The following is a 24,337-nucleotide window of genomic DNA, read 5'->3' as shown; positions in this document are numbered from 1 at the left end:
ATGGTTTGTTTTTGTACGAATGGATAATATTTGCAGCTTATTTTTAGAAAGTTTGTGTTTTAAAATCAAAATAGTCAAGTAGACTTCGGTTTAGCATTTGCAACTATTTTTGCCGGTTATTGTTTGCGGATGGTTTGGGCAGCCACTTTACGAAGATATTGTGCAAACTCTTCGGATACATTTTCAGGCTTGAATCTGATATCCTTAACCGAATCATTAAATAAGATACCGTACCAGATTAACCCGCCCAGGTATTTCCCCGCATCATTGGCATGGTTCGGATCAAATACGAGCTCTTTCTTATTCCAGTAGTAACCGATATTGATCGAATGGGTCTGATCTGGCAGATTTGGGGCTGTGGGATGCTCGTAATTAAATGAAAGATCAGGCTTAAAACCATATTTCCTGTCTTCGGCTACAATTTGGAAAGCATCACCAACTGCTAAAATCGGGGCATTAATCCGCTTTGCGAGAAGATGGTAAGCCGCACGTGATTTCTGCCACATTTCCTGCTGACTCGCTGCAACTTTACCTTCTGCTATACGTCCAAACTTCTTTGCATCGGTACGGTATGCCCAGGTTTGATGAACCATTAAACGCGCCTGGGGTTGCAATGCTTTAACATAGTCAACTAGTTTGCTGGCATATGGATAGTAGCTTGAAGAATCTGCTGAAAGGTAAGAATACTGTTGAATGGTAACAATGTCCCATTTCCCTTGCCCCAACAACATTTTTAATGATTTTCCGCCATAAGGTTTTCCCTTGGGATCATCAGCATTGGCTTCTGCTTTTTCTACATAACCCCAATGCTGCTCAAGAGAATGTCCACCAAGTTCAGCACGTCCAATAATGAGCATTTTCCCTCTTTCTTTTGCCAGCTGTGGTAAAAAGGCGGATGCGTTTTGAGAAAAACTGTTCCCTATAATAAATAAACGTAAGGTATCTGGCCGGCTTTGAGCAAAAACATTTGCGGCCAGGCAAACCAGCAAAAGGGAATATATGCTTAACTTAATTAAAGTCGAGAACTGTAGTTTCATATTAATCTTCATACTTCGTCTATTTTAGTTTCTTAAGGTATTCATACAATTGTGTTCCCGCCAGCAAAAATGCACCCACGCCATATACCTCGGTACTATTGGCATTTACGGCATCAGGACTTGCGCCAATGGGCTGCACATAACCCAGCATACCATTTTCATGCACAGCGGAAACCATGGCTTGCCATGATTTTTCTACCACAGGAAGGTATTGTTTCTTTTCTAAAATACCGTGATTTAAGCCCCAGGCAATGGCATAGCAAAAAAAGCCGGTTCCGCTCATCTCCTTAACCGGAAAACTTGCAGGATCTAATAGCGAAGCATGCCAGCTGCCATCTTGCTGCTGTAATCCCGCCACCCTGGCTACCATATCCTGATAAAGCAAAATCAGTTTCTTTCTATCCGGGTGGTTTTTCGGCATATTCTCCAACACCCTTACCAGGCCGGCCAACACCCATCCATTACCTCTTGACCAGAATATTTTTTGCCCGTTTTTCTCCCGTTTGGCAAAGAAACTCTCATCTCTGAAAAATAATTTCTCTTCGGGATCATACAGAAATCCGGTGGTCTTCCACCACAATTTAATGGCCGTATTCAAATACTTCTCATCTCGGGTAGCCGTGCTCAGATAAGCCAGGGATGGAGGTCCCATAAAAAGGGCATCACACCAGGCCCATTCTCTTTTCTGGATATTGTTTTTCCAGTTTAGGGCTTCATCATGCGGCTGGCTAATGATACTATCGGCCTGTAGCATAAAAGGAGCAATCATCTTTTTCTTTTTGAACTTACTGTAGAGTTGTGCATAAGTTTGTCCTACACAATAGTCATCTGCATAAAAGCGCAAATGTCCGGTATTCCAGTTCAACTCATCTCCAATATCAACCAGCGTTTGCAGATACCGTTCATTGCCCCGCAAGTTGCCAAAAGCAAAAATACCGGTATAGCAGGCACCATTGGTCCAATCTGCTTTTCGATGATTAAACCCCTTGTTCTTCCAGGTATTCAGCTGCCAGTCAGCAACCCGTTGCATCGTTTTAAAAATGTTTTCGGTTGCCAGAGTGGAATCTCTTTTTACCGGTTTTTGAGCTGAAAAGGCACTTAGCCCAGTATAGCAGCTCCATAGTAAAACCAAAAGCAGTCGTTTTAAATTCATATCTTTCATTTCTTAATTGATTATTTTTGATAAACCCTTATATAATCTACTTCAAACCTGGCTGGAAAGGTAGTTTTGGAAGGATCTCCACCCTGTTTACCGCCTATTGCCAAATCGAGCAGCATATAATGCGGTTGTTTAAAAGGATTAATATTGGTCCCATCCTGGTTGACCAACCGGTTTAACGATACCTTATTTAAAAGCTGGTTATCCACATAAAGTGCGATGCTGCTTTCATACCAATCCATTCGCCAGATGTGAAATTGATCGGCCCATGCCTGACCGCCAAGGGAATCGATATTTTTCTCAGTGCTAAACCAAGCGTCTTTTCGATCTGCACCCATGAATGCGATATTGGCGAGCAGTTTTTTCCGGTAATATTCCATGATATCGATTTCTCCTGTTGCCGGCCAGGATCCTTTTGTTCCCAATGTCCACCAGGCTGGCCAAATGCCATCTCGGATATCTATTTTACCGCGCATCACAAACCTGCCGTAAAGCCAGCTGTGCAATCCTTGGGTTTTGATGCTGGCAGAAGTATAATCAGCTTCTCTCCTATTTTTTTTCCAGTCGCTGCTTCCCTCCTTAAAATTAGGGTTTGTTTTTTTTTCCCTTTTGGCCTCCAGAATTAGCTTTCCCTTTTCACACCTGGCATTTTCCCATTGGTACCATTGATATTCTTCATTTCGTTCAAATCCGAGTTCATACCTCCAGTTAGCCGGATCGGGTGCACCGTCTTTATTAAATTCTTCTGCCCATACCAGTTTGTAACCATCTGAATGAAGCGCTGGCGGCTTAGGATTTTTTCTTTGTTGGGCTACTCCGGATAAGCTGATGCATACAGCACAGACCGGCAATAATAATTTGACTATATATTTTTTCATGGTGAATAATTTATTGGTATCCGTTTAATCGTAAAGGCATCAGGGTTGGGAATGTCCAGGCATAATCATGTGTGGTATACATGATGGGACGATAGGGCGAGAGATACTCCTCAAATTGTGGCGTGGGATAAATGCCATTCATCGCCTCCAATAAATTGGCTGGCCAAAAACCTGTTACGGTATGCACATTGCCCGTATCCGGATTTTTGAAAAATTTCCATTCTTGGGGGTGTTGATTGTAGTAAAATAAATAATCCAGCGCCTTTTTAAATGATGCCCCATCCCGCGATGTATTAAAGAGGTTTTCCCCTGTCTGATTATAAATGATCCAACTGGATGCGGTAAGCGGTGCCAAAGAGAAATAGGTATACCAAATACCCTTTCCCTGCCGCTTTACTTCCTCCACCAGGTGTCCATCTGCTGCAATCTTATCAAAAAGGTCCTTTTTAATCAAGGTAATGTTTTGCTGCATATCTTCCCGGTCTTCCAGATAGGTATCTGCCAGGATAGAGGCTAAACGAGACCAATCGCCAGAGTTGTTGTTACGGTATCTGATGCTGTTTGCTGCCGCACGAAATACATTTTTAGCCCACCAGTTAAACTGCGTTACCGCTTTGGGCTGCCACTTTTTATAACCCTTTAGCAAATCTGCACTGATCATTAAAGCAGTACCAGAATAAGACATTACAAGTGAACCATCCAGCTGTGAATATTTTTTATTTACAGATGCCCAGGCATTCAGAAAATAAATGGCTTTGTCTGCATATTTTGTTTTGCCACTCAACTGATAAGCCAGGGCACAACTGTACGCTGAAAAACCATCTACCTGGAGCGCCCGCGAAGTTCGTCGATGGGTTTCTTTATCAACGTAAAAACCAGGAATACTAAAATCTTCTACGGCATGTTTTGAGATCAACAAAGCTGAATCTGCTTTGACCAACAAAGCTTTATAGGCTGATAAATAAGGTTCTTTTTTGGCTTTGAGCTGTTTTTTAACAAAATCAATCTGCTGTTGCGGATGCATCCCCTTTAGCCGATGTTGAGCAAAAACTTGCTGCCCCAGCAGTGTGCATAAGAGCATGGTTGTAGATAAAATAATGAGAAAAAATTTCAAGTGCTTCATAGGTTTTATTTGGTTAATGAGGAGTGCTTTAATGGTACAATTGTCTACATGCTCGGCAATAATTTTTAAACGGCATTATTCTCTGAACTATAGCGCTTTTTATACTCAGACGGACTGGTTTCAAATTGTTTTTTAAAGCATACACTAAAATATTTCGCGTTATTAAAGCCGGTTTGATAAGCCACCTCTGCTACTGTTAAATCTGCATGTTCCAATAAGTAGGCGCTTCTTTTAAGCCGGATGTTTAGAATAAATTCTTTAATAGACATGCCAACAATATCATTGATCTTTTGATACAGAATTGTTCTTCCGGTGTTCATATCAGACACGAAATCGTCTACCGAATAATTTGGATTCGCCATATGCTGTTCAATAAACTTCATGGCTTTGACCAGTAACTCCTCATCCATCGAAGTGATGGTTACATTAGCGGGATCGACTACCAGTCGCTTGCTGTACATTTCCCGCATTTCCTGCTGGTTTTTTAAAATGGTATCTATCTGTTGAATCAGGTACTCCACTTCAAAAGGTTTATCAATAAAAACTGTTGCACCATGTTCAAGTGCCCTGGTTTTATTCTGGTTTACGTCGCCCATACCCGAAATCATGATGATGGGAATATGGCTGGTTTTAAAGTTTTGCCGCAAGTGGTTAGATACCTCAAATCCATTGGTATTCGGCATCATCAGATCGGTAATAATCAGTTGCGGATATATTTTTTCAGCTTTAATAATACCTTCCTGACCATCGCTGGCCAAGTAGACATTATATTTTTCAGACAACCGGCGTTCCAGGTAGTTCCGAAGGTTAGGGTCATCATCAATTAATAAAATGCTGGTTGATTTCCTGGCATGCTTTGGTGCAAGATCGGGTTCTTCAGCTTCTAACAGGATTTCGTCAATTTCTGAAATGGTATAATCGTATACGTTCGACTGCATATCGCCTGATCCCGCTTCTTTTTTTAGTGGGAGCATTATGGTAAAAGAAACTTTATTGCTTTTATTTACCATCCATATTTTTCCTCCAATGGCGTCTACAAGTTCCTTTACTATGGCAAGTCCAAGACCTGAGCTTTCTTCAAAAGTAGGCCGATAAGACGATAAGCGGTTAAAGGAAGTAAACAGTGTAGCAATCTGCTCTTCCGAAAAGCCTATACTGGTATTTAATACTTCTACAGAAATGTATTCTATTTCCAGGTGATCAGGTTCAATAACCAACTTCGATTGTTCCTCGGCAGTAGACTGATAAATCCTGACCCCCACATAACCTTTATTAGACGTGTACTTTAAGGCATTGGAGAAAAGGTTGGTCAGAATTTTTTCGATAATGTCATAATCAAAGGCAACAAATAAATGGTCTGCATGAGCAGTAATGCTGGTTTCTATTTCTTTTTTGTTCGCATATAATTCAAAAAGTCCAAAAACATCGTGCACAAAACCGATAAAATCGCCTACCTGTGGATTTAAGGTTACTTTCTGGCTTTCTATTTCCCTAAAACGCAATAACTGACTGATTGAACGCTGTATGCGGGCCACATTTTTCTCAATTAATTGCATATAGCCCGCCGCATGGTCATTTTTTTGAACGGTTTCTTTTAACTGCTTCAGGGGTTCGAGCACCAGGGTAAGCGGGGTTTTAAGGTCATGGGAAATATTGGTAAAAAAATCAGTTCTCGCCTGATTCAAATCCCGCATATTCTGTTCTTTGAGTGCTTCTAATGCCAGTCGTTCTTTAAAAACCTTTTTATTGGTATAATACCGCATGATAAAAAATAAGAGCCCCAGTACAATTAGAATGTAAATGGAGTAGGCCCACCAGGATAGGAAGAAAGGCGGATTGACATGAAAGTAAAGCCTTGAAATTTCGTTGCCCCAAAGCCCGTCATTGTTGGAGGCCTTGATTTCAAAAATATAATCACCGCCCGGTAAATTAAAAAACTGAACAGCGTGTTGATTAGGATTCATTTTCAGCCATTTATCGCTTAAGCCAACCATGCGATAAGAAAATTGATTTTTATCTGCTGATAAATAGCTGTTTGAAGAAAAACGGATTTCGATATTCGACTGCTCACTGGAAAGTTTAATCTTGCCCTCATCGTGATTGCTTAATGTAGAAATATCTCTGGTTAAAGGTGAATCTTGCGTTACACTGCTTACCAGTTGATTGTTAATTAATAAGCTGGTGAAAAACACCCTCGGCTTCTGGATGTTTTTGTTGAGGTATTGCGGATCAAAAAGTACAAATCCGTTAGTCCCTCCAAACAACATCTCTCCTTTTTTAGTTTTATAGGCCGACCTTAAATAAAACGAACCACAACTATTTGCTTTATAAAATCTGGCTTTATCAAACTTCTGAACTTTCTGATCGAAAAAATACAGCCCGTCATTTGTACTTAACCAAATGTTGCCTGAAACATCATCCTCAAGAATACCGAAAACGATTTTAGGTGGAAAACCATTGGTACTATTAAAATTAAGGTAGTGCCCGTCTTTCTTTAAAAGGTTGACACCTCTTCCCGAAGTACCAAGCCAGAGATCGCCATTTGATGCTTCATAATAGCAGCCAAGGTGATTTACCGCGTAAGGACCGTTTTTAATGACGTAATGATGTAATACTTTAAGCGTGTTGGGATCGGCAATATACAGCCCCTGATGGGTAACCAAACGAAGATGCTGTTGCTGATCAAGCGAAATGGCCTCAATCTCTACATCGAGCGGCTGTCCGTTTGCAGCGATCAGTTTAACAATTTCCGTTTCTGTTGCCTGGTTTTTCTTGCGGTGGAAAAAGTTTTTGTCAGGATCGGTCATCCACCACGTACCTTCGGTATCACGAACAAAATCATATACGGTTAAAGGCTGTCTGTTTCCGGGAAACAGGATATTGAGGTTACTAAAGCGCTTAGTAGCCATTTCATAGGCAGAAATCCCGCCGTTAAATGAAGAAATAAAAAGGTTTTTCCGATCAGGATCGAATTTTAACCGTTTAACCATGTTAGAGTTGATGGAATTGGCTTCGGCTTTGGTAAAATGACGAAAGCTGTCATCCTTACGGTTCCAGTAGTTGAGCCCACCACCCTCTGTAGCAATCCAAACATTGCCCATGTCATCTTCCTGAAAACCACTTACGATGGGGTGGTTAAGTCCGCCGGGGCTGGCTGTAAAATAGCGGACATAGGCATCATAAAGTGAACAATAAGCGATTTTACCTCCATATGTGCCAATCCAGGCACCCTGGTCTGGGTCGCCGTAAATGGTCCATATCGAGTTATTGGGTAATGAAAACGCATCGTTTGGATTCATTTTGAGCAGCTTGCTGATTTGCGTCTGTGGATCATAAAGCAACAGTCCAGACTGTGTGGCTATCCACATGATGCCCGTTTGGTCAATAAAGATTTTTTTGGCCATCGTCGTCTGGAAGCCCGGGCCGGTAATCGGTATATGTTTTTTAATTACACCTTTGGTATCAGTCACGAAAATGCCACCCCGCTGGGTAAGGAAATAATAATCGCCATTATAGGCCACCGCATCATTCGCCACAAAGGAGGTTTGGCCCAGATTGGCAAAAACCGCAAAGCGCGCTGTTTTGGTATCGAACCTATAAAGTAAATTTTCCTGAGACAGATAAATATTTCCCTTCAGGCTGATCACACTATCAAAATACCTACTGGAGGGAAGCTTGATTTTCTTAAAATCCTTTTTCCCCCGACCAGATATATATAGGCTGTCGCCAGAGAGCATGTATAAATTGCCATCGTTATGAACACAGATGGAACGGATTTTTCCAGGGAGAACCAGATCAAAATTAAACTGCCCGTAATTAAATTTTAATAAACCGTGATTGGTGGCCAAAAACAGCCCACCCTTTTTATCCGTCACCACAGAACCATATGCCCATTTTACCTTGGGATTACTTTTCGAAGCCAGTTCATTTAACTGATAAAAACTGTTCCCATCATACATAAAAACGGCATCGGGCCCTGTATACCACATCCGTCCCAAACTGTCTTTGGTGATACTTTGAATGCCGCTGTAATAGGATGTTTCGGGCATTACATGGAACCGATACCTTGAAATATCAATTGCAGCCGCACTTTTCAGCACAAATGCACAACAAAATAACAGAAGATAAGCGGCTTTCCGGATATCTATAAGGTTAAAATGCATAAGCAGGTTTTCTAATCATCATTTAAATTTTCCAGCTATCAATTTATTTTTATTTGAATTATATCAATAGCTGCTAGTAAGCATCTAAAATAAGTGTTATGATCGCCATGGTTTAGGGCATATATCATTAATTGCCATTCATTTCGGATTTGTTACGTTCAACTTAGCTTGTCGTTACCATTGACAGACGCCCCGAGAAAAAGTCGTCATTGCGAGGAGGAACGACGAAGCAATCTATCATGCTAATCAATCCTTGCAATAAAGATTGCTTCCCCAAAAAGTCGGGGCTAGCTGTCGCCTGAAAAAGCCTTTTCGAAAGGACGAACTCTCCAGGAGTATTTCCATTAAGTGCTACTGTTCTTCATATTAATTTTTATCCAGTAAACCTTAGTCCGATTAATATTTGCACAATATGATCATTTTTTTGTCTCTTTTTCTTAACGCGATCGTCATGCTGAACTCGTTTCAGCATCTTTCCTGCTAGATGGACCCTGAAGTAAATTCAGGGTGACGATGGAGAGTTTAAAATATCTGCAGAACATCTTTAAGGGCATGTTATTAATCAACTTCAGGCAACAAATTATTCATCAGGATGCCAATCCCAAATCCTCTAATACCAGGCTTACAATCTTTTCTTCAAACGACTAAGCGCTTCCAGGTAATAATAGTCTGCATAAGTTAAGGGTACATCTACTTCCGATTTAAACGGGAATGCACCGGTGCTGTGCATCAGGATAAAATTTCCGTTTTCACCCAGCTTCGCAGTGTATTCATCAGAGGCTAGTGTCCGAATTTGCTTTTCTACTACCTCCATATATTTCTTTTTAGTGTCGGCACCTACAAAATCACTCAGTTCAGTCAGTGCAGCGGCCATAATGCAGGCAGCTGAAGCATCCCTGGGTGTATCAGCCTGTACTGGCGCATCATAGTCCCAATACGGAATAAAATTTTTGGGCATTTTAGGATGATTGATTAGCAAATTTGCGATATGCATGGCCTGATCGAGGTAGCGTTTCTCCCTGGTTTCGCGATAGAGATAAGTATAGCCATACAGGCCCCAGGCTTGTCCACGGCTCCATGCAGAGTCATCAGCATACCCCTGGTGGGTTTGCTTTTTATGCGGAACGCCAGTCTGCCGGTTATAGGAAACCACATGGTATGAGCTGAAATCGGGTCTAAAATGATGCTTTATAGTTTTATCGGCATGCGAAAGTGCCATTTTTTTCAGCTGCGCATTCCCTGGTTGCTTGCTGGCCCACAACAACAATTCGAGGTTCATGATATTATCAATAATGACCGGATATTGCCAAACGTTTTTGTTATGGTCCCAAGACCTGATCAGGCCTATTTTAGGATCATAACGGGTAGACAGCGATTCTGCTCCCTTAAGCAAAACCGCCTGATAAGCGGAGTCGCCGGTTAAACGTAAGCCATTACCAAAACTGCAGTATAGCATAAAACCTACGTCGTGGTTATCGGTAGTGAATTTTTCGCGCTCTACCCGGGCGGTATACAGTTTCGCGAACGATAACAGTTCCGGATTTTTACTATGCTCATAAACATACCACAGCGAACCCGGAAAAAATCCGCTACACCACCAGCGTGAATCAGATACGGTGCTTTTCCCCGCTTCGAACGACCGCGGTAATACGCCTGGTTGATGCCCATATTTCCTTGCCATCAATAAACTTTGCTGCTCGGCAAAAGCCAGGGCTTTATCAACAACGGTTTTCAGGCTCTGCGCATTTGCAAGCTTGTTCCATAATAGCCCTGTTAACAGCAGCGCTAAAAAATATCTCCTCATAAATTTTATTTGATGTTTTTGTAATAATCTGCAATGACGTACCAGGCTTTTTTACGAAACCCCTGATCAGAAACCAGTCCTTTTCTGTTCCAGCCATCCTGATAGGTGGGATGAAAACGAAATGGCGACCGAAAATCGAACAGTACCCACGGCGAGATTCCATTGAGATTTGGAATGTTTTTAAACATTTCGAGGTTATCCTTATACAACTGGGCCTGATAGTCTTCGCTCCATGAACCGGCTACATCACCATCACCGGTTTTACCATACAAAGCCTCCGCACCAAATTCTGAAATTATCAAAGGTTTATTGCTGGCCACCTCCCACATGGCCTTTTCTGGCTTAACTGGCCAGGGATGGTACCAACCCATATATTTATTGATGGCTACCACATCTATTTCGTTAATAAAAGGGTCGTCCATCACAAAGCGTTGCTTATCTGCATTAAAGCGCACCAGATCAAAGGCAGCCGTAATTAAACGGGTGCTATCAATATCTTTCGCGCATTTGATCAAATATTTCAGGAATGCGTTACGGGCAGCAGATGGCTGCGTTTCATTGGCCATCCCCCAGAAAGAGATGGCGCATCGGTTTTTATCCCGCATCACCATTTCCCTGATCATATTCCCGGCTTTCTGTTTGGTTTCCTGGTTTTCAAAATCAATGCCTTGCCATATGGGTGTTTCCTCCCACAACAGAAACCCCATTTTTTCGGCTGCACGCACCGTATACTCATTTTGCGGGTAGTGTGCCAAACGGATCATATTACAGCCCAAGGCTTTCGCTTCAGATAAAAGCATCATGGCGTCTGCTACAGAGAAAGCCCTGCCTTTGCGCTGTGGAATCTCTTCATGAAAACTAATCGATTTTAGAAAAATTGGCTGCTCATTAAGATAGATCTGTGTTCCTTTTACCTCCAGGTTCCTAAAACCAATGCTTTCTTCTACACGATCTGCCGCGGTAGACAGGACCACCTGGTAAAGTTTTGGGGATACCGGCGACCAGCGCTGTATTGCTTTCACGTTGGTGATCGAGGTGCCCGCAATCCCCTGTTTATCAGTAACAATTTTTTGCCTGATATTCAGTTCTGGAATTTCAATGGTTACCGGAATATTATCCTGATGATCAATAAGTTTAACCCGCACATTAATCTGGTTACTGTGGGGTTTATCGAGCTGAACAAAATAATCCTGAATAAATATTTTTGGGGTCGATACCAGCATTACATCACGTGTAATCCCCCCATAATTCCACCAATCGAATGATTTTGCCGGAATGGCATCCGCAGTCCGGGTATTGTTTACCTCCAGGGCTAAAAAATTATCTGCTTGCTGCACCAGATCTGTTACTTCAACCTGAAAAGGTGTAAAACCACCTTCATGCGCAGCAATTTCTTTTCCATTAAGATAAACCTTACAACGATAACTTACCGCAGCAAAGTAAATAAATAGCCGTCCTTGATGTGCTTTGGGCGCATCAAAACGCCTGGCATACCAAACCGTCCCTTCGTAGTATTTGAGTTCTGGCAATTGACTGTTCCAGTCTGAAGGCACGTTCAGCTTTAAGCCGCCATCAAAGGCATATTCATAAAAATCTGTCTTTCCAACTGGTTTTTTATTGAGGTAAATTTTATTTTTCCGTCCCTGATCGTACTGATCTATAATCGCTTCCCATTTCCCGTTGAGGGATTGGATCGCTCTGCCATATACGTTAACCAAAGTCTCCTGTGCCGAAAGCTTAGACAACAAGCAACACAACAGCAGGAGCAAATTAAAAACAGTTCTGATTGATTTCATAGCGTATTGTGTTTACTTTTTAAAGATTTTCATCGCGCAACCACCACCTTGCGCCAGGTTAATGGATAATTTTCGGTCAGCATGGATCTTGATCCGCTCCTTTTTGTAATCGGTAGCAATTTTATCGGCATTAATCCCATCCCGGTAAATCTCTGCGGCGTAATCGCCACTGCCAAGAAAGCTAAGGTCGAGATCAAGTTTGCGCGCCTTCCAATTGGTTAAAGCACCCAAATACCAGGTGTTGTCCTTTTTGCGGGCAGCGGTAATGTATTGTCCAATCTCACCATTAAGCACAATAGTATCATCCCAAACCGTTGGTATCCCGCTGATAAAATCGGTGCATTCCTGCTCCTTCGCATAATTATCCGGGCTATCGCACAGCATATTTAAGGGCGATTCAAAAACCACATATTCTGCCAGCTGCCTGCAACGCGTTCCCTGACTCATGGGCTCATCATTTATTCCCCTATGGCTACGCCTGGTAGCGTTACGCATCGCCCCCTGCGTATAATCTACCGGTCCGGCAATCATCCTGATAAAAGGCATGGTCACATCATAAGTAACCATGTCCATTTCCGACCCGGTCCATTTCATCTGCTCAAGGCCATTTACGGCTTCGTAATTAATGACATTCGGAAAAGTCCGGTTGAGCCCGGTGGGTTTATACGTACCATGAAAATCGACCATCAACTTATATTTAGCAGCTGTTTCTGCTGCCCGGTAATGAAAATCAACCATGTCCTGATCATCGCGGTCCATGAAATCAATTTTAAAGCCTTTTATCCCCATCTGCGAATAATGCCTGCAAACCTTTTCCAGATCGCGCGCAAAAGCATAGTAGCCTGCCCATAAAATAAGGTCTACCTGTTTAGATTTGCCATAAGCAACCAGTTCTTTCAGATCAATTTCTGATACAACCTCAAACAAACTTGCCTTGAGGTTTACCGCCCAGCCCTCGTCCAGGATCACATATTCAATTTTATTTTTGGCGGCAAAGTCTATATAAGCTTTATAGGTTTCCGTATTCACGCCTGAAACAAAGTTTACCCTACTCAAGCCCCAGTTATTCCACCATTCCCAGGCTACTTTACCGGGTTTTATCCATGAAATATCTTTTAATCGGTTAGGCTCGGCCAACTTGTAAACCATATCATTATCTGCCAGGGCTTTATCACTGGTGGTTACAATAGCTATACGCCAGGGAAATCTGGCTTTTGCCTTACTCTTAGCCAGGTAAGGCTGGCGCGAGGTGACGATTTGCTGCAGCTGGTTATGTCCACCCTGCCCGGTAGATTTTGGATAAGTAGCAAAGTTGGCTTCCAGAACATTTCCTCCGGCAGGATTAAAAAGAAACATACCCGGATAACTTTGCAAATCAGCTTCGGCCAGACATACTTTCTTTCCCTTATCCAATTCTACCACCAAAGGAGAAAATGCAAGCTTATGTTTATCCATTTTACTCAGAGGGCTGTAGGTATAGGTATTTTCAAACGAATTGAAATATTGGCCCTCAATGGTTTTCTCTTTAGTTTTTACATAAGGAATATAGGCTTTGTAATCTTTTGGAAAATGAAAAGCGGCCAGTTCTTCATTCACGATAAAATCCTGCTTAGCCACAGATACAAACCGGTAAGCCATTCCTTCATTGTAAAGTCGAAAAATCAGTTTGTAATCTTCCTTAAATTCCAGCGTCAATTCTGCATATTCATCATTGATACGGTTTCTTTTATAAAAATAGGCAGGGATTTCCTGTTTAACGGTAATGGTTTTGCTTTGTTTCAAGTGAGATTTGATACCGAAGGTTTTCCCATTGCTTAGTTTCATGGCTATGGCGCCAGAATTCAGTACGTGTTCACCATCATGCTCCAGCTGAAAACGGATACTATCGGCAATGCTTACATCGACCTGCAACCGCCCGTCTGGAGAAGTAAGACTTACCCTCTTTTGGGCGATTGCGGGGATGCTCAGGAACGTTAAAAGGAAAAGGTTTAATATGTTTTTCATTGGTTATTTTAAAATGGTATAGCTGTACATCACAAAATCATTTATAGCAGGCAAGACTACTTTCAAGGCTCCTTTTCTACCAGTGGTTTGAATGATCGCCTTCCCCCGTCCAAGTAGCGGCTTTAATTGTATTTTAACCTTTTCGGGCAACCAGGTTTCCAGTACGTCCGTTTCATCAAGCGTGTTTTCCCTGAACACGATAAAATAGCCCCTATTTTTATGAATCGATTGAAAACCTGTCCATGATTTGCCCGAAGGTTCCTCACCTATCGGTAAAATGGTTCCCTGGTGGAAGTCGTGCTGCACCTTTTTATATTTGTTAATCAGTATTCCCAGTTCTAATGCTTCTTTAGGTAACACCGTGCCTTCAAACCAGGCCAGTGGCTGGGCAGCCATGGTAATGGCAAATAGATACCCAAATGTATATTGGGAAGGGGCAAAAAGATCATGGCCATACTTGTCGGCATTTCTCCATTTATTTAAAAATTCGATCTGCAACTTCTCTGGTGGTACATATTTAGCGAGTTGCCATAAGTTTCGGAGTGTCCAGTAGGGATAGTAGTTTTGCCAGTCGGTATAACGGTTCTCCAAAAAAATATTGCCGTATTCGGTAAAGAGATGGTACCCACCCCTGCGGCCTGCAGTGGCATCGAGATTAAAGACAGCCTGGTTGTCTGTTTCACTCAATACCTTATTAAACATTTTAGTTAGATTAATCTCCGATTGCTTATTTGGAATGGAGAGACCATCAATTTTAAAGGTCCTGATGTCGTACATCCGGTATAATTCTACCATTGCCGAAGCGTCTTTCTCCCAATCTGCATAGTCATGCTGAATACTTGGGTTAAACCACAAGCAAATTTCAATACCCAGCGCTTTCCCCCTTTTGACGATTGGCCCGAGTCCATTCGGGTACTTTATCGTATCGGGTTTCCAATAATTGGGGTTAGTCCAAATATTGGTAAAAGATCCTTTGGCCAGGGCAGAATTTGGACTTTTCCCCTGTTGCCATCCGTCATCGATCTGAAAATGGGTAATACCGAGTTTGGCTGCAGCTTCCAATTCTAAAAGGCTAAACCTTTCATTTACTTTAGCATCCTGGCTCCTGTCACCCCAGGTATTCATCATCACCATTTCATCCCGATTTGGCTCATTTTTACGGATGGTTTTCTGATAACTACGTAAAGCCTGCAACTGGTTCAGCTCCTGTCCGCTATAAACACCCAACACCACCGTATAGGCTTTTCGCCATTCATTTTTACAAATATCTGCTGCGTTCAGGCCCAATCCGTTTACTGCAAAATGGCCAAATTCAGTCGTAAAATCCTGACCGCCATAGGCGAGCTGCACACTCGAACCTGGCGCCTCTTTTAAGAAAAAAAAACCAGCATCTTTTTCCTGGTTGTGTGCAAAAAGCAGGTTACCCCGGTAACCTTTTTTTCTATAGGGGATAAACTTATTCTCCAGCACCAGATTGTTATTCCAATCCGTTACATCAAAAAATTCAACCGCTTTAACCTGCCAGTGGAAACCCTCCAGCTTTAACTGATCTAAAACTGTGGCAGCACCATTAACCTTCATGTCCTCAGCAAATTCAATATTTTTTTGATCAACGGCATTGGCCGGCCGTCCTACTGCTATTCCTGCCAGCTGTCCTTTCAGATGGGTTTCGCAGGCGATTGATGCGCTTTGCGCATTTATCCGGTAAATCCGTTTGACATCAAGCGCGCCTGTAGAGAAAGAAATAATGGTTTCCTGTGTGGCGATGTGAATGGCATCTTCTTTCGTGACTAACACTTCATAATGCCCATTTTGAGTTGCAGTACCCGCTTGAATATAAAAATCGGGTTTTCCCAGCTTGTTAAACCAAACTTTCCCGCCTTTCTTATCGCTCAGGCTATAAGTGATCATATTCCCTTTGTTCCAAATAAATTTGCGCTCGATAAATTGATTGCCTATGGTCAGGGTATCCTGATCCAGGCGACTGTAGCATCCATCCTGTGCGGAGCAAGGCATACCGGCCGCCAAAAGTAAAAGCAGCAGTAAAAAGGTATAAATTTCCCCTGTTAAACTGCCTTTCATCTTTGCAAATATTGGTATCGTTATCACCTTCGGAAGAAGATGACCGAAACTTTGCGGAAGGCACCGCCTGTTGATCTCATAATTTGTAGCTGTCATATTTGGAGATTCCAAAACTAGCTACTTGTGCTTAAGGAGGGGTTCAGTTTTGTACGGAAATGGTTCAGTTTTGTACAAAAAAACCAAAGCATTGATTTTTTTAACTGTATCCACACGATTCAACAAAAGAAATATGGTTGAATTGACTTGATGCCGGATGTAAGCCATACAGCAGGTGCAGCATTAATCAGTCTTGTTGCTCGGAGCGGTTACAATAAACCATTACATCCATCAACACACCTGGTCCGGTTTCAATCCAGACCAGGTGGAAGATGTGATCATTATATCACACTACCGGCAACGCTATTTGCCATTCTGCTGTTTTTCAAGCAAAATGGCGATTTCTACATCAAGTTTTTTCTGAAGAATTTCCCCCTCAAACCCAATGGTCCTGAACTGCATTTTTCCTTGCTGATCGAGAACGGCAATGGTAGGAATTACCGTGAAGCCTACTTTTTCGCCTATATTTTTATCGTTGTTGAAATAAATCGGGAAATGATATTGCGGGTTCTGTTTTGCCCATTTTTTCGCATCTTCGAGGTTGTTGTTTGAACCGCTGTTAACCACCATGAACATCACATCCTTATTATTACGATATTTTTCGAAAACTTTATGAAAATAAGGCATTTCCTGCATACATGGCACACACCAGGTTGCCCAAAAATCAAGAATCACAATTTTTCCCTTCATCATTTCTGGGGTAACCGGCCGGCCTTCCAGGTCTACAAGGCCTGATAATTCTGGTCCGGGTTTATTCATCATTAACAATCTGGTTTTGGTCTTTAGCCGGGCGATTTCCAAAGCTTCCAGCGCTGCAACCTTCGATTTGAAAGCGGATTCTGACGGGTTATATTTTAAAAAATTGATTTTTGCGCTTTTAAGTACGGCTGAATCTGTAGGATTTTTGATCAGCAGTTTCCAGAGGATATCAAAAGCCTGCTGATTTTTATTTAGCCTGGCAAAAACTTCGGCGCTGTTGATCAAACCCTCTCTTCCGTCTGATAGTTTTATCGCCTGGTCTGCCAGTAGTTTTGCTGAATCGGTTTGGTGTAAGTCAAAATAATTGAGTGCTTTAATAGAAAGCAGCGCAGATCTTGCTTCTGCCACGGTTTGTTTTCTGGTGCTATCCGCAACATAGGAAGGAATATAACCAAACTCCGGGAAATAACGGATAATCCCTACCGGCCAGGTACCGGAAGTTTTTAACGACCGGTTCGCATATTCAATAGCGGCAGCAGGAGCAATTTTATTTTCAGTGAGCCTGGCTGCAATATCCTTAAGTGCCTGGGCTGTGTAAGGATTAACTTTTAAATTCAGTTTTGAAGCATGAAACAATGCCTTTGAAGAATCCCTAACTGAAGCATAATGATCGAAAAGCAATTTATGGATGCTTTCAGCTCCCTCTTTACCAGGCTGATCGCTTTTCTTTAACATCGCTTCCAGTTTTGCAATTTTAACGGCAGTATCCTGCTCTTTGGCGATCATTGCAGCGCGCAGGTCTCTGGAGATATCTGCATTGGGGAAGCGCTGCATAATCACCTGGCGCACCGAATCGAGCCTGCTCTTTTCGCCAATCATCAGATAGCCCATTGTAACCAGGTTCACATTGCCCGGCACCGTAGGGTTTTCTTCAAATTTCGCAGCAATGATTTTCCTGGCTTGCGCCCTGAACTTCAATTTTTCTTCAGGGCTTTTAGCCATCATCATCCTGGTATTAAGCTGTGCTACCTTCGCTTCATAATTATCCGGGTTATTCTTTAACTCTTCACCAAGAAGGATCAGTTTTTTAGCCTGAAGATCTGGAGATTTAGGCATTTGGGCAGACAAGCTATACGATTCATGCAAAAAACTACTTTTTACCCTTTTTTCTCCGTCAAATACACGCAAAGCATAATGCTGATCGGCAGCAGGTTGATCAATCTGTTCTCCGCTCTGTATATAAAAGGCTGCAAATGTTGCAAACCTGCCGGCCACGAAAGATGCTGTCCATATTTTACCTTTTTTTACCATGGGCATTTTCCAGGGCACGTCGTAAAAAGTAGAATAGCTAAAAACGATGGTTAGAGAGGCGGCGTCAGGTTTTATCTTAGCATAGGCAGCTGTAGGGTCGTAACTGATGGTAACGGTATCCCCTCTCTTTATTTTTTCTGGCTTAATGGTTACACTTTGACCCCGTACCTGCATAACGGCAAGCAAGAGGAGCATATAACTGAATACGATTTTTTTCATAGGAATTAATTAATTGTAACCTGGGTTCTGAACCATATTCGGATTGGTACGCATGGCCTCCACAGGGATAGGGAAAAGTACTGCAGTGGGTTTCCAGGACGGCTTGCTTAGTGGAAGAATATCATCTGCCCTGGATTTTAAAGGATCGCCCGACAGACTTTTCCAGCGTTTAAGATCGAACCAGCGGTGGCCCCATTCCGAAAACAGTTCTACCCTTCTTTCCTGTTCAACCTGGGCCATGGCAAGTGCGGGGCTTGCTGCAACCATCAGCGGCGTTAATCCGGCACGTGCGCGAAGCACATTAAGATCGTCTTTAGCCTCGGCGAGCCTGTTCAGGCCTACCCTGGCCTCTGCCCGGATCAGGTAAGCTTCGGCAAAGCGGAGTACCATCGAATATTCAGTTACGGCAGCACCAGTGGCCCCAACCCTCACTTTATATTTGAAAGGATAATAATGTGTTACAACAGGGGCCGTAGTGGTACTATAGCTACCTACCCAATTACTAAACCGTTTATCGCCTGCTTCAAAACCAGTTTCCAGACCATATGCACCTTTGGTAAGCCTGTAAAGTGGAACACCTGTTGAAATAAGGGTATTTCCTTCCCATGTATTTCGCCCACCAAGCGTATTCACTACCTGAAGCTGCCAAACGGCTTCGTTTGAATTTTTCAGGAACGCCTTGGTCATGTGTGCAGCGTCATTTGGGTCTGCATTTTTTAAAATCGAATATTGTGTGGTGTTCGCAATTACGTCACTGGCTTCAGATTCTGCCAAAGCATTATTCCCTGTATACAAATAGACTCTTGACAGCAGCAGTGTAGCTGCTGTTTTATTCGGGCGTGTGCGCTCTCCTGCTCCGGGATAAGCGGCTACCAATAAACTTTTCGCCTCTTTTAAATCCTGAACAATCGCCGCATAAACCTCAGCCTTAGGGCTTCTGGCTTTATTGCTGTTGCTCAATACGTCAGTGTTAAGGATCAGTGGTACATCGCCAAAGAAATTGACCAGATAGAAATGGCAGAAGGCACGCATAAACTTAGCCTCACCCAACAACTGGTTTTTCACAGCTGGTGTAAGCGTACTGGAAGCGGTAACACCTTCTATAACGGCGTTAGACCGGTAAATAAAGTTATATGGCGAAGACCACATGATCCCCACATAGGTATTCCCGGAAGTTAGGGCATTGTTCTTAAATTCATCAAAATTGGCCAGTACAGATGCATATACAAACTCATCGGCAGCCATGGCACAGGTAAAGCTGGCGAGTACATTGGCAAACTGGTAATTAGAAGCATTCATATCGCTGTAAATACCAACCATTGCGGCAGTTGCGGTAGCATCGGTGGTAAAAACGGTTCCTGTAGCCAGCTGATCTTTCGGATCTTCAATTTCGACATATTTTTTGCAGGACAATCCTGTACTGATTAAGGCAAGGGATAGTATATAATAGATAATTTTCATTGGAATTAATTTAAGTTAAAATGAAACCTGCAAACCTGCGGTATAAATACTTACTGGAGGCATTGAATATCCTTTTGTTTCAGGGTCGAAGCCATCGTACGACGTTATGGTAAAGAGATTCTGCCCCTGAACATACATGGTGATATTGTTGAATTTCCAGCTTTTAAGCAAGTCCTTAAAGTTGTATCTCAAAGAAACATTCTTCAGTCTGATAAATGAAGCATCGCCCCAAACCGCATTAGAAAGCCGGTAATTGTTCTGGTATGCCGTGTAGATCGGTTTACCTGCAGTGGAACTTGCTCCCGGGATCATTGCCGGAACACCTGGTGTTATCCATCTTTCAAGCGCGCTCAAGTCTTTGTTTCTAAGTGCAGAACCATTGGAATAACTCAGATAACCATAGTTTAACAGTGGCCCCTCCTGTTTTACAAACTGGAAGAAGAAATCAAAACTGAAGTTTTTATAGGTAAAACTGTTTTGTATGCCGCCATAAAATTTAGGCATCGTATTTCCAATCACGATCAGATCTGCCGGATCGGAAATGACCTTATCTCCATTGAAATCTCTGAATTCCGGTACACCTGATTGTGGGTTTATCCCCAGAAAATCAAAGCCCATTACGATCGATAAGGGCTGGCCAATGACGTATCTGGCCGCATTTGCCGAATTTTTCAGGTCTGGATATTCAAGCAGCTTGGTTTTGGCCACGGTAAAGTTAAGGGAAGTATTCCATGAAAAATCTTTCTCTCTAATGTTGATCGAACTCAATTCAAACTCCCAGCCTTTATTCTCTACCAGGGCAGGTAAATTGGCTTGGTAGCTGGTAAATCCGGATTGCGAGGAAAGTGTACTTCCGATCAACTGGTTATCCGAGCGGTTGCGATAGAAATTTGTAGTGAGTAGTAACCTTTCATTAAAAAAACCAAGGTCTAAACCTGCTTCCAGCTTCCTGTTCACTTCCCAACTGTAATTTGGGTTTGGAAAACGGCTAGGCGATATTCCCCCTATGCCACCGTATGGGTAAGTGGTGGGCGTCCAGCTATCCAGGAACTGGTAATCACCAATCTGGTCATTTCCTACCGTACCAAAACTTCCCCTTAGTTTACCAAAACTCAGGAAAGGAAGATTTTCTTTGATGAAAGTCTCATTGCTAAACAGCCAGGCTGCACCCATGGCACCAAAATTTCCAAAGCGGTTATTCGGACCAAACTTCGAAGAACCATCCCTTCGGAAGGTACCGTTTACGATATATTTTTCGTCCCAGTTATAAGTAAGTCTTCCGAAAACCGATGTATAACGGTATTTGGTATAACTGTAACTTCTTGGCGTAATCAGTGTAGCTGCTTTGATGTTATCCAATTGCAAATCGCTGATATAACCACTTCCGGTTACACCTTGTTCTTCTGTCAAGCTGTGCTGCCATGTTCCTCCCACTAAAGCAGATAAACTGCCTTTTCCCACTTTTATATTATAGTTTAACTGAGGTTCTACAATGTATGAACTTAAATTTCCGCTACCGTAGTTCGCGCTGCTCCCTGTGTAATTAATGGGGTTGAATCCTAATTTTGGAAGGGTTTGCGTCTGTTTCATATCCATCCTGTTAAAACCGGCACTTACTTTAGCGGTAAGGCCTTTCAAAAACTGATAACTCACAGTGGTATTCCCAAAAATGTTGTTGGTATTGCTCACATTTGTACGTTCAAAATAAGCCATCGGGTTCTGCTCATTTCCGATCCAGTAATAATTCCCTTGCGCATCATAAATAGGGAAATTTGGTGCCAGGTTAAAAAAGCTGGTTACATCACTCTGCAAGGTGTTATTCTCATCCAGCGTATATTTGAAAGAACTGGTAAACTGAAATTTTTGATCAACTGAGTTATGATTTAGCGACATGTTCAATGCCCCTCTTTTAAAACCTAAATTACCCGGCAAAACTATTTTCTCGTCCCGGTAGGTCCCGCTAATCAGGTATTTGGTTTGCTCTGTACCGCCACTTAACCCCAACTGAAGTTCTGAAAGACTGGCTGAATTACCAATTAACAGGTCCTGCCAGTTCTGATCCAGATTCTGGTCCCATAATAAAAGATCAGGCGCCTGCGCTTCTGTGGGCGTAACCGCGTCTTTAGCATAAGCCTCGCGCCTCATGGCCAAGTATTCTGCACCATCTAGCATCTTCACCTGTTTGCTCACGGTTGAAATTCCGGAGTATATATTCGCCGTGAATTCCGGCTTGCCTGATTTTCCTTTTTTAGTAGTAATTAAAATCACGCCATTTGCTCCCCTTGAACCATAAATTGCCGTTGCATCTGCATCTTTTAAGATATCGATCTGCTCAATATCGGCAGGATTGATACTGGCCAGCGGACTTTGGTTCCCATTTGCCCCAGCAAACTGGCTCAGGCTTTCTGAAACAAAAGGTACACCATCTATAATATATAAGGGTGCGGTACCTCCGGTAATCGAATTTTGGCCTCTCAGGCGCACATTGTAAGCTGACCCGGGATAACCGGTTACGGAAGAAATATCTAGACCGGCAACTCTGCCCTGCAGGGCAGCAACCGGGTCGCCTACAGGCTGATTGCCAATCTGTTTAGCGCCTACCGTGGTTACAGAACCCGTATTGGTTCTTTTGGTGGTAGTTCCATACCCGATAACCACAACGGCATCCAATGTTCCGCTTTGCGGCTCCAGGAATACCTCCATAGATTTAGCGCTTTGCACAGGTCGCTCTACAGTCGCATAACCGATGTAACTAAAGATCAGGTTATCATCTGCCGAGCACTGGATTTTAAATACACCGTTGTTATCCGTTATGGCGGCAATGGTTTTGCCTTTCACCTTAACAGAAACACCCGGTATTCCTTTGCCATTTTCATCTTTTACCACACCGTTAATCTCTTCCCTGAGGTTATTGACTGGTGTGAGGGGAACCGGTTCCTTAAAAATAATAATGCTGTTATTGAGTAGTTTATAGTTTAATCCGCTTCCCTGTAAAAGCTCATCAAGAGTTTGTTTTACGCTCCGCTTCTTAACGCTCAGTTGAGGTACTTTAATACCGGAGATGACCTCTTGTTTGTAAGCAAAACGAAAATCGGTCTGTTGTTCTATCTTTGCAAAAGCTTTCTGTAAAGTCTCTTTAGAAAAGCCCAAAGAAACATTTACATCCTGCAGGCTCTGGGCAGAACTGTTAACGGCATAAAGGCTACTAACTGCAAATAATAAAATAACCAATAAGATCGCGTTTACTTTCATGAAAAATCTTAATTTTTGGATAATAGTGTAGTGATAAGTCAATAGGGATTGACTTGCAAAAAGTGTATTTTTATAATACATTGCAATGGTTTTAGGTTGTTCGATATATAATTTAAAACTGTTGTAAGCCCCGGTGGCCGCCGGGGTTTACTTAATTCTGCTCCTATATCATGTTGGTGTTACTTTTTTCTTCATCAGATTTTATGTTTTGGTTGGTTTATTAATTTTCGCATCCTGCACCATCAATCAACAACAGGTTACCTTTGCGTTCAAAAGAAGCTCCGGTAATTGCGCTAAGCACTTCTGTAACCTCACTGATGTTATTCCGCTTTAGGAAAGCAGCGGTAAAGCGGCATGTTTTTACTTGATCACTTTTAAATAAAACTTCTATGCCGTAACGCTTCGCAATCAGCTCCGAAGCCTGCAACAGCGTAATATCATCCATAATCAGATCCTGTTCCTTCCAGGCGGTTACCTTTTCCGCATTCACCGTCTGCTTGCTTTGATCGGCCTGGCCAATCTTCCAGCTCAATTGCTGATTTGGGGTTAGTATGGCCAAAGTTTTATCAGCCCGTCGTACCACAACCCTGCCCCTGGCAACCGTTACGGTTACCGCTTTCTGATCATTGTAAGCAGAAATATTGAATGCAGTACCCAGTACGGTTGTGGTAATGCTCCCGGTATGGATAACAAAGGGATGTGCAGCATCGTGGGTTACATCAAAAAAAGCCTCTCCAAATAAGGTTACCTCTCTTTTTTTCTTTCCCTTAAAATCCTGATCATACACCAAACGGCTATTGTTGTTCAACTGTACAGAAGTTCCATCTGGCAACTTGATCCATTGATGTCCCTTAGCGTTTTCAGTTGGTTTAGCTGTTTTATTTTTTGCCGCAGTAACGGGCCTGGTTACCGGTTTAAACACCAAAAATCCAATCGCGGAAATTAATACCACAGATGCAGCATACCCAATCCAATGCAATGGCTTTTTTATTGGTTTTAATGTTGTGCGATTTTTAATTTTTTCAAAAAGTGCCTGTTCATCAGCCAGTTTGGTTTCTTCCTTTGTGCCTTCAAATTCACACTGAAATTCCAGCAAAGCCAGTTTCCACGCTTCCTCATGGCTACCGTCCTGTATCATCGAGAGCACCTGCTCATTTTCCTCCTGTGATGTCAGGTTCCGTATATACTTTAAAAAAAGTTGCTTTATTGATTGTTCCAAAATAGCTTGCGGTTTATATCATAACACCTAAAGG

13 protein-coding genes are annotated in these 24,337 nt (G+C 42.4%); all 13 read right to left on the bottom strand.

Annotation, left to right across the window (positions count from 1 at the left end; all coding sequences use genetic code 11):
- Nucleotides 1-116 precede the first annotated feature (116 nt).
- The 13 genes from OQX63_RS05410 to OQX63_RS05350 all read right to left on the bottom strand — a co-directional run bounded on the left by OQX63_RS05410 (nucleotide 117) and on the right by OQX63_RS05350 (nucleotide 24,303).
- Complete coding sequence (locus OQX63_RS05410; protein ID WP_265849867.1) at nucleotides 117-1,049, bottom strand: DUF4886 domain-containing protein; 933 nt, start codon at nucleotides 1,047-1,049, stop codon at nucleotides 117-119.
- A 7-nt stretch (nucleotides 1,050-1,056) separates the two neighbouring features.
- Nucleotides 1,057-2,190, bottom strand: coding sequence for a glycoside hydrolase family 88/105 protein (locus OQX63_RS05405; RefSeq protein WP_265849866.1), 1,134 nt, complete (start codon nucleotides 2,188-2,190; stop codon nucleotides 1,057-1,059).
- A gap of 20 nt (nucleotides 2,191-2,210) precedes the next feature.
- Nucleotides 2,211-3,074, bottom strand: coding sequence for a glycoside hydrolase family 16 protein (locus tag OQX63_RS05400; protein ID WP_265849865.1), 864 nt, complete (start codon nucleotides 3,072-3,074; stop codon nucleotides 2,211-2,213).
- A 10-nt stretch (nucleotides 3,075-3,084) separates the two neighbouring features.
- On the bottom strand, nucleotides 3,085-4,188 hold the full coding sequence (locus tag OQX63_RS05395; RefSeq protein ID WP_265849864.1) for an alginate lyase family protein: 1,104 nt from the start codon (nucleotides 4,186-4,188) through the stop codon (nucleotides 3,085-3,087).
- Nucleotides 4,189-4,262: 74 nt separating this feature from the next.
- Nucleotides 4,263-8,360, bottom strand: coding sequence for a hybrid sensor histidine kinase/response regulator transcription factor (locus OQX63_RS05390; RefSeq protein ID WP_265849863.1), 4,098 nt, complete (start codon nucleotides 8,358-8,360; stop codon nucleotides 4,263-4,265).
- A gap of 622 nt (nucleotides 8,361-8,982) precedes the next feature.
- Nucleotides 8,983-10,164 (bottom strand): glycoside hydrolase family 88 protein, encoded by a 1,182-nt coding sequence (locus OQX63_RS05385; RefSeq protein WP_265849862.1) that lies wholly within the window; start codon nucleotides 10,162-10,164, stop codon nucleotides 8,983-8,985.
- Between the two features lie 5 nt (nucleotides 10,165-10,169).
- Nucleotides 10,170-11,960, bottom strand: coding sequence for a glycoside hydrolase family 2 protein (locus OQX63_RS05380; RefSeq protein WP_265849861.1), 1,791 nt, complete (start codon nucleotides 11,958-11,960; stop codon nucleotides 10,170-10,172).
- 12 nt (nucleotides 11,961-11,972) lie between these two features.
- Nucleotides 11,973-13,964, bottom strand: a complete 1,992-nt coding sequence (locus OQX63_RS05375; RefSeq protein ID WP_265849860.1) for a glycoside hydrolase family 97 protein — start codon at nucleotides 13,962-13,964, stop codon at nucleotides 11,973-11,975.
- A gap of 3 nt (nucleotides 13,965-13,967) precedes the next feature.
- A complete protein-coding gene (locus OQX63_RS05370) occupies nucleotides 13,968-16,046 on the bottom strand; it encodes an alpha-galactosidase (RefSeq protein ID WP_265849859.1) in 2,079 nt (692 codons plus the stop codon).
- A 399-nt stretch (nucleotides 16,047-16,445) separates the two neighbouring features.
- A complete protein-coding gene (locus OQX63_RS05365; RefSeq protein WP_265849858.1) occupies nucleotides 16,446-18,371 on the bottom strand; it encodes a TlpA family protein disulfide reductase in 1,926 nt (641 codons plus the stop codon).
- 9 nt (nucleotides 18,372-18,380) lie between these two features.
- On the bottom strand, nucleotides 18,381-19,832 hold the full coding sequence (locus OQX63_RS05360; RefSeq protein WP_265849857.1) for a RagB/SusD family nutrient uptake outer membrane protein: 1,452 nt from the start codon (nucleotides 19,830-19,832) through the stop codon (nucleotides 18,381-18,383).
- A gap of 15 nt (nucleotides 19,833-19,847) precedes the next feature.
- A complete protein-coding gene (locus OQX63_RS05355) occupies nucleotides 19,848-23,084 on the bottom strand; it encodes a TonB-dependent receptor (protein WP_265849856.1) in 3,237 nt (1,078 codons plus the stop codon).
- Nucleotides 23,085-23,304: 220 nt separating this feature from the next.
- A complete protein-coding gene (locus tag OQX63_RS05350) occupies nucleotides 23,305-24,303 on the bottom strand; it encodes a FecR family protein (protein ID WP_265849855.1) in 999 nt (332 codons plus the stop codon).
- Between the last annotated feature and the right edge of the window lie 34 nt (nucleotides 24,304-24,337).

The organism is Pedobacter sp. PF22-3, from assembly GCF_026239555.1.
GTDB lineage: Bacteria > Bacteroidota > Bacteroidia > Sphingobacteriales > Sphingobacteriaceae > Pedobacter.
The sequence above is the reverse complement of the archived record's forward strand: the minus strand, read 5'-3'. Positions and strand labels throughout refer to the sequence as shown.

Coding starts and splice junctions, on each gene's coding strand:
- OQX63_RS05410 (WP_265849867.1), bottom strand. CDS start 1,049: ATGAAGATTAATATGAAACTACAGTTCTCGACTTTAATTAAGTTAAGC.
- OQX63_RS05405 (WP_265849866.1), bottom strand. CDS start 2,190: ATGAATTTAAAACGACTGCTTTTGGTTTTACTATGGAGCTGCTATACT.
- OQX63_RS05400 (WP_265849865.1), bottom strand. CDS start 3,074: ATGAAAAAATATATAGTCAAATTATTATTGCCGGTCTGTGCTGTATGC.
- OQX63_RS05390 (WP_265849863.1), bottom strand. CDS start 8,360: ATGCATTTTAACCTTATAGATATCCGGAAAGCCGCTTATCTTCTGTTA.
- OQX63_RS05385 (WP_265849862.1), bottom strand. CDS start 10,164: ATGAGGAGATATTTTTTAGCGCTGCTGTTAACAGGGCTATTATGGAAC.
- OQX63_RS05380 (WP_265849861.1), bottom strand. CDS start 11,960: ATGAAATCAATCAGAACTGTTTTTAATTTGCTCCTGCTGTTGTGTTGC.
- OQX63_RS05375 (WP_265849860.1), bottom strand. CDS start 13,964: ATGAAAAACATATTAAACCTTTTCCTTTTAACGTTCCTGAGCATCCCC.
- OQX63_RS05370 (WP_265849859.1), bottom strand. CDS start 16,046: ATGAAAGGCAGTTTAACAGGGGAAATTTATACCTTTTTACTGCTGCTT.
- OQX63_RS05365 (WP_265849858.1), bottom strand. CDS start 18,371: ATGAAAAAAATCGTATTCAGTTATATGCTCCTCTTGCTTGCCGTTATG.
- OQX63_RS05360 (WP_265849857.1), bottom strand. CDS start 19,832: ATGAAAATTATCTATTATATACTATCCCTTGCCTTAATCAGTACAGGA.
- OQX63_RS05355 (WP_265849856.1), bottom strand. CDS start 23,084: ATGAAAGTAAACGCGATCTTATTGGTTATTTTATTATTTGCAGTTAGT.